The organism is Bradyrhizobium sp. SHOUNA76 (genome assembly GCF_023006445.1).
In the GTDB taxonomy this organism is placed as follows: domain Bacteria; phylum Pseudomonadota; class Alphaproteobacteria; order Rhizobiales; family Xanthobacteraceae; genus Bradyrhizobium.
Map to the genome: position 1 here is coordinate 1 of NZ_JALBHA010000499.1, position 4,575 is coordinate 4,575.

8 protein-coding genes are annotated in these 4,575 nt (G+C 64.2%); 5 read left to right on the top strand and 3 right to left on the bottom strand.

What is annotated here, in order from left to right:
* A partial coding sequence (locus MOV74_RS31800; protein WP_246930949.1) for an MFS transporter occupies nt 1-681 on the top strand: 681 nt, incomplete at its 5' end.
* Between the two features lie 69 nt (nt 682-750).
* Nucleotides 751-1,362 carry a PilZ domain-containing protein gene (locus MOV74_RS31805; RefSeq protein ID WP_008140941.1) on the top strand — a complete coding sequence of 204 codons (612 nt, stop codon included), beginning with the start codon at nt 751-753 and terminating at the stop codon, nt 1,360-1,362.
* Here MOV74_RS31805 and MOV74_RS31810 read toward each other — a convergent pair.
* Nucleotides 1,349-1,552, bottom strand: coding sequence for a hypothetical protein (locus tag MOV74_RS31810; RefSeq protein ID WP_246930951.1), 204 nt, complete (start codon nt 1,550-1,552; stop codon nt 1,349-1,351). The two genes, MOV74_RS31805 and MOV74_RS31810, sit on opposite strands and share 14 nt — an antisense overlap.
* Before the next feature lie 140 nt (nt 1,553-1,692).
* Between MOV74_RS31810 and MOV74_RS31815 the strand changes: the two genes are divergently transcribed.
* The gene (locus MOV74_RS31815; RefSeq protein ID WP_246930953.1) at nt 1,693-2,316 is read left to right on the top strand and encodes a transglutaminase-like cysteine peptidase; all 624 of its coding nucleotides are present in this window, start codon (nt 1,693-1,695) and stop codon (nt 2,314-2,316) included.
* A gap of 142 nt (nt 2,317-2,458) precedes the next feature.
* Here MOV74_RS31815 and MOV74_RS31820 read toward each other — a convergent pair whose 3' ends face one another.
* The gene (locus MOV74_RS31820) at nt 2,459-3,385 is read right to left on the bottom strand and encodes an AraC family transcriptional regulator (RefSeq protein ID WP_246930955.1); all 927 of its coding nucleotides are present in this window, start codon (nt 3,383-3,385) and stop codon (nt 2,459-2,461) included.
* 20 nt (nt 3,386-3,405) lie between these two features.
* Here MOV74_RS31820 and MOV74_RS31825 point away from each other — a divergent pair, with 20 nt between their 5' ends.
* A complete protein-coding gene (locus MOV74_RS31825; protein WP_246930957.1) occupies nt 3,406-3,942 on the top strand; it encodes a peroxiredoxin-like family protein in 537 nt (178 codons plus the stop codon).
* A gap of 41 nt (nt 3,943-3,983) precedes the next feature.
* On the opposite strand, the gene MOV74_RS31830 is transcribed toward MOV74_RS31825, so the two are convergent.
* Nucleotides 3,984-4,244 carry a Rieske 2Fe-2S domain-containing protein gene (locus MOV74_RS31830; protein WP_404979203.1) on the bottom strand — a complete coding sequence of 87 codons (261 nt, stop codon included), beginning with the start codon at nt 4,242-4,244 and terminating at the stop codon, nt 3,984-3,986.
* On the opposite strand from MOV74_RS31830, the gene MOV74_RS41315 reads away from it, so the two are divergent.
* Nucleotides 4,177-4,341 (top strand): hypothetical protein, encoded by a 165-nt coding sequence (locus MOV74_RS41315; RefSeq protein WP_404979202.1) that lies wholly within the window; start codon nt 4,177-4,179, stop codon nt 4,339-4,341. The two genes, MOV74_RS31830 and MOV74_RS41315, sit on opposite strands and share 68 nt — an antisense overlap.
* The last annotated feature ends 234 nt before the right edge of the window (nt 4,342-4,575 follow it).

Sequence of the window (4,575 nt, forward strand, 5' to 3'; positions counted from 1 at the left end):
GTGTTTCTGGCGGCCGGCGCGCTGACGGCGATGGGCATCGCGCTGATCGCGCTTTATCAGCCCCCGCCTGCAACGACCGCCAGCGCGGTCGGCTCTAGCCGGCTCGATCCCCTGGCGCTGCTGGCGGTGATCGTCGCGGGCATGATCTGGGGTCTCTATAATGTCGGCTTCGCGATGATCTTCTCGTTCGGTCCGTCGCTGCTGGCCGAGCGCGGCTGGAGCATTGCGGCGGCGGGATCGGCGATCAGCCTCGTGATGTGGCTGTCGGTGATCTCGGTGCCGGCGGGCGGCTATCTGGCCGATCGGTTCAAACGGCCGCTGGTGCTGGCGAGCGCGGCCAGCCTCATGGTGGCCGGACTGCTGGCCTGGCTGACCCGGTCCGACGCCGTGATCATGATCCTCATCCTGGTCGGCCTGATCGGCGGCCATCCGGCCGGCCCGATCATGAGCCTGGCCGCCCGCGTGCTCGCGCCGGAGACAAGGGCGATCGGGATGGGCGTGTTCTACACACTCTTCTATGCCGCGATGATGCTGGGCCCGGCGGTGGCGGGCCGGCTCGCCAAATCGGCCGGGAGTGCCGCGGTCGCGCTCGACGTCGGCGCACTGACGGTGCTGGCCTGCCCGCCCTTGATGTGGCTTTTCGAGCGCATCGTGTCTGTCCGCTGCCGCATCCAATCCTAACGTGGCATTAACCCTATGCACCTTAGGGTCGTCCCGGACTCCGCCCGGGCGGGGGGTCGGGTGTTGAAAATGGCGTTGGCGAACAAAAAATTTCTTCCGGCCGCCGAGGAGCGTCGGCGTTTCCAGCGGGTGAAAGTGCACCTGCTCGGCCGTTACATGCTGCCCGATCGCCGCGAATTCCCCTGCCAGGTGATCAACATGTCGCCGGGCGGGCTGGCACTGCTGGCCCCCGGCATCGGCAATGTCGGCGACCGCGTGGTCGCCTATCTCGATCATATCGGCCGGGTCGAGGGCAAGATCACCCGCATCATCGACAACGGCTTCGCCATGACGATCGGTGCCACGCCCAGGAAGCGTGACAAGCTCGCGGCCCAGCTGACCTGGCTCGCCAACCGCGACATCCTCAACCTGCCCGAGGATCGCCGCCACGACCGTATCGTGCCGCGCAACCCGATCGCCGTGCTGACCCTCGAGGACGGCACCAAGATGACCTGCCGCATCATCGATCTCTCGCTGTCGGGCGCCGCGATCGCCGCGGAGAACCGGCCGCCGCTGAAATCGACGGTTTTGCTCGGCCGGGTCCAGGGCCGCGTGGTCCGAAACCTCGAAGACGGCTTCGCCCTGGAATTCGTCCACGCGCAGCCGATCGAGACACTCGAAGAGAGCGTTACCGCGCGGTAAAGCGCGACGACGCCAAAACCGCTGCATTTCCAGCCTCGAAGGCGGCCTCCGCGATGCGGACGCCGCCTTTTTCATGCGTGGTGAGAGGCCCCACGCGGGTTAACGCGCGGCCCGTTTGCGCATGGAAACGGCGCTGCGCCAGCATTTCCGCGTTAATCGATAAAATTTGAATCAATTGCAGTTGTTTCAAATTTTATGAGAATTCGATTCAAGTATAGATCGAATTCGCCGCGCCTTTTACTTGTATTCGTCTCGACTTGACTTGGTTGACTTAGCGGCAACTCAAAAGCTCCATGCGAAATGTGGTCCCAACAAGAAACGGGGGCCGCAATGTTTGACTTCAGGGGACAGGGGAAGCGGCTGGCGCTGGCCGCCATGCTCTTCGGGATCAGCGCGACAGCGCAGGCCGGCGAAAGCCGTCTGCTCTACGCGAGCCTCGGCGACACCACGCGTGCGCCGATCGGCTGGGTCGAGTTCTGTGCGGACAATACCGCCCAGTGCCAGGGCGCACCGACGCAGGCCCGCGACATCGTGATGTCGCAGGCCGCATGGCGCGACCTCGTCAAGGTCAATCGCTGGGTCAACGAGACCGTCAAGCCTTTGACCGACCAGGAGCACTGGGGCGTGATCGAGAAATGGTCGCTGCCGACCGACGGCTACGGCGATTGTGAAGACTACGTGCTGTTGAAGCGCAAGATGCTGATCGATGCCGGATGGCCGCGCGAGGCCCTACTCATCACCGTCGTGCGCGACAAGAAGGGCGAAGGACACGCGGTGCTGACGGTGAAGACCGACAAGGGCGAGTTCGTTCTCGACAATCAGAACGAGAACGTCGTTGCCTGGACCGAGACCGGCTACCGCTTCGTCAAGCGCCAGTCGCAGAGCGATCCCAACATCTGGGTCTCGCTCGGCGATACCAGACCGGCGGTCTCCACCGCCAGCGCAAGAGATTAGGAACGAGACAAGGAGTTACGCGACCCGGTCACATCCCCACCCCTCCCCGTCCCAGACCGGTTCGCGCGCGCCCAGCCATCCCCCAATGGCTGGGCGCAACTTTTTTGAGGGGTCGTATCTCGAAGGCGGTGCAGCGCGCGCTTTAATCTGCAAGGCTTTCAGGCAAGATCGACCCTGGCTCGCTGTCCTTGCCCGGATCAAGCATCTTTGTGAGATCCGATACAGCGTCGCCGACCACAAGCCGCGTAGCTCGCACGGATATCGGAGGAGAACCGAACATCCTCGAATAGGCGCGCGAGAATGCGGCAGCGCTGCCAAAACCCACACGACGAGCCACCGCCTTCACCTGCCCGCCTCGCATCAGCTCCCGTTGCCCCAGCATCAGGCGCCAAACGTTGAGATAGGCCGCGGGCGTCGTGCCGAGGATCCTGGGAAAGACCTCCATGAATCGGCTGCGCGACATGCCGCTGATTTCGGCGAGTTGCTCGACAGTCCAGGATCGCGCCGGCTCATCATGCATCGCCACGATCGCCCGGTGCAGAGCGGGATGCGACAGGCCGGCAAGAAGACCCGGCTTCGTCGTACCCGCATCGATCGCCTCCCGCAGCACGAGCAGCACGATCAACTCGCAGAGCCGGTTCAGCGCGACGCGCTGGCCGCAGCGATTGCCGTACCCTTCGGTCACGAAGATACTGACCAAGGCCTGCAAGGTCGGGCGGCCCTCGAGATCGATCTCCACCGTTTCAGGCAGGGCATTCATCAACGGGTTCGCCGCACCGCCAAAATCGACCATTGCGGCGACGAGCAAGTCGGGCTCGGACCGGTTGTCGGCCATGGCGTAGAGGACCACTCGCTCGGCCACGCCAGCCTGGCCGGTCACGACAAGATTGGCCGCCGCGCCCACCGTGCCTGGCGAGACCATTGCGACCGACAGGTCAAAAGCTTCGAGGAAGGCGGCCAGGCGATCGCGCTTGGGTCTTTCAGGACTTTCGATCATGTAAACCGGATATTTCATATCCGGCAGTGTGACAAAGAGAGCTGGTTCTCGCAACCGGCCGGAAATGGCCAACTAGCCCAACTGGAGTCCTCATGCTCACTCCCCGACAAAAGGCGCCGGATCTGTCGGTCGAAACGCTCGGCCGCGGCCGCTTCGATCTTGCCGAGGAAGCGCCACAGCGGTTCACGCTGATCTGCTTCTACCGCGGCCTGCATTGCCCGATCTGCGCCAACTACCTCAAGGAGCTGGAACGCCATACGCCGGCCTTCGCCGCGCGCGGCGTCACGACGATCGCGATCAGCTCCGACAACGAGGAGCGCGCGCGGTCGATGGCCGAGAAGGTTGGCGCCTCGGAGCTGCGTTTCGGCTATGGACTTAGCCTTGCCAAAGCGCGCGAATGGGGCCTCTACATTTCCGCCTCGCGCGGCATGACGTCGATTGGCATTGAGGAGCCTGCGCTGTTCTCCGAGCCCGGCGTCTTCCTGATCCGCCCCGACAAGACCATCTATTATCTCTCGGTTCAGTCGATGCCGTTCGTGCGGCCGAACTTCGGTGAGATGGTTCAGACGCTCGACTTCGTCATCAAGAACGACTATCCGGCGCGGGGTGAATTCACCGGCGCGGTTTGAGAGTGAGGGCCGAATTTCGGGAGCGGGGCCCCAGCCTCGCCTCACTCCGCGGCTTCGAGATCGGCCGGCTTCTCGATGCCGCCGAGTGGCGCGACCGCCGGGCCATTGAGCGCGGTGCCGTCGGGTGCGAACTGCGACCCATGACAGGGACAACCCCAACACTGCTCCAGCGAATTCCAGTGCACGACGCAGCCGAGATGGGTGCAGCTGGCCGAGTGCAGATGCAGGCGTCCATTGCGGTCCCGGCAAGCCGCGATCTTCTTCAGGCCGCTGCGGACAAGCCGCTCCTCGCCGGGCCGCAGCCGTTCGACGCACGCGATCGCGCTCGCCGCAAGATACTCCGCAAAATTCTTCAGCGGCGTGATGTTCTCGCTGATGAACTCGCCGATGTTCTTCTGAATCTTTCGCGACGGGGCGTAGATCTCTTCCCACGGGCTCGCGCCCGTCGCAGTTGCGCGCCGGGATCAGATTCCCTTGCGCAGACCGGTTCGCGCGGCCAGGCTTCCCAAAGCCGGGCCGGAACTCTTCTGGCGGATGCGCGATCAGTCCTGCTACGTCTGCCGCGACCACGGCACGCGCGCGCCGGTGAAATCGCGCCAGGTGCTTCGCAAGACGGGCTGCACGCCGACGGAG

What these genes read in the sequence shown, in the direction of transcription:
- MOV74_RS31805 (WP_008140941.1), top strand. Translation starts at nt 751, where the DNA reads ATGGCGTTGGCGAACAAAAAATTTCTTCCGGCCGCCGAGGAGCGTCGG.
- MOV74_RS31815 (WP_246930953.1), top strand. Translation starts at nt 1,693, where the DNA reads ATGTTTGACTTCAGGGGACAGGGGAAGCGGCTGGCGCTGGCCGCCATG.
- MOV74_RS31825 (WP_246930957.1), top strand. Translation starts at nt 3,406, where the DNA reads ATGCTCACTCCCCGACAAAAGGCGCCGGATCTGTCGGTCGAAACGCTC.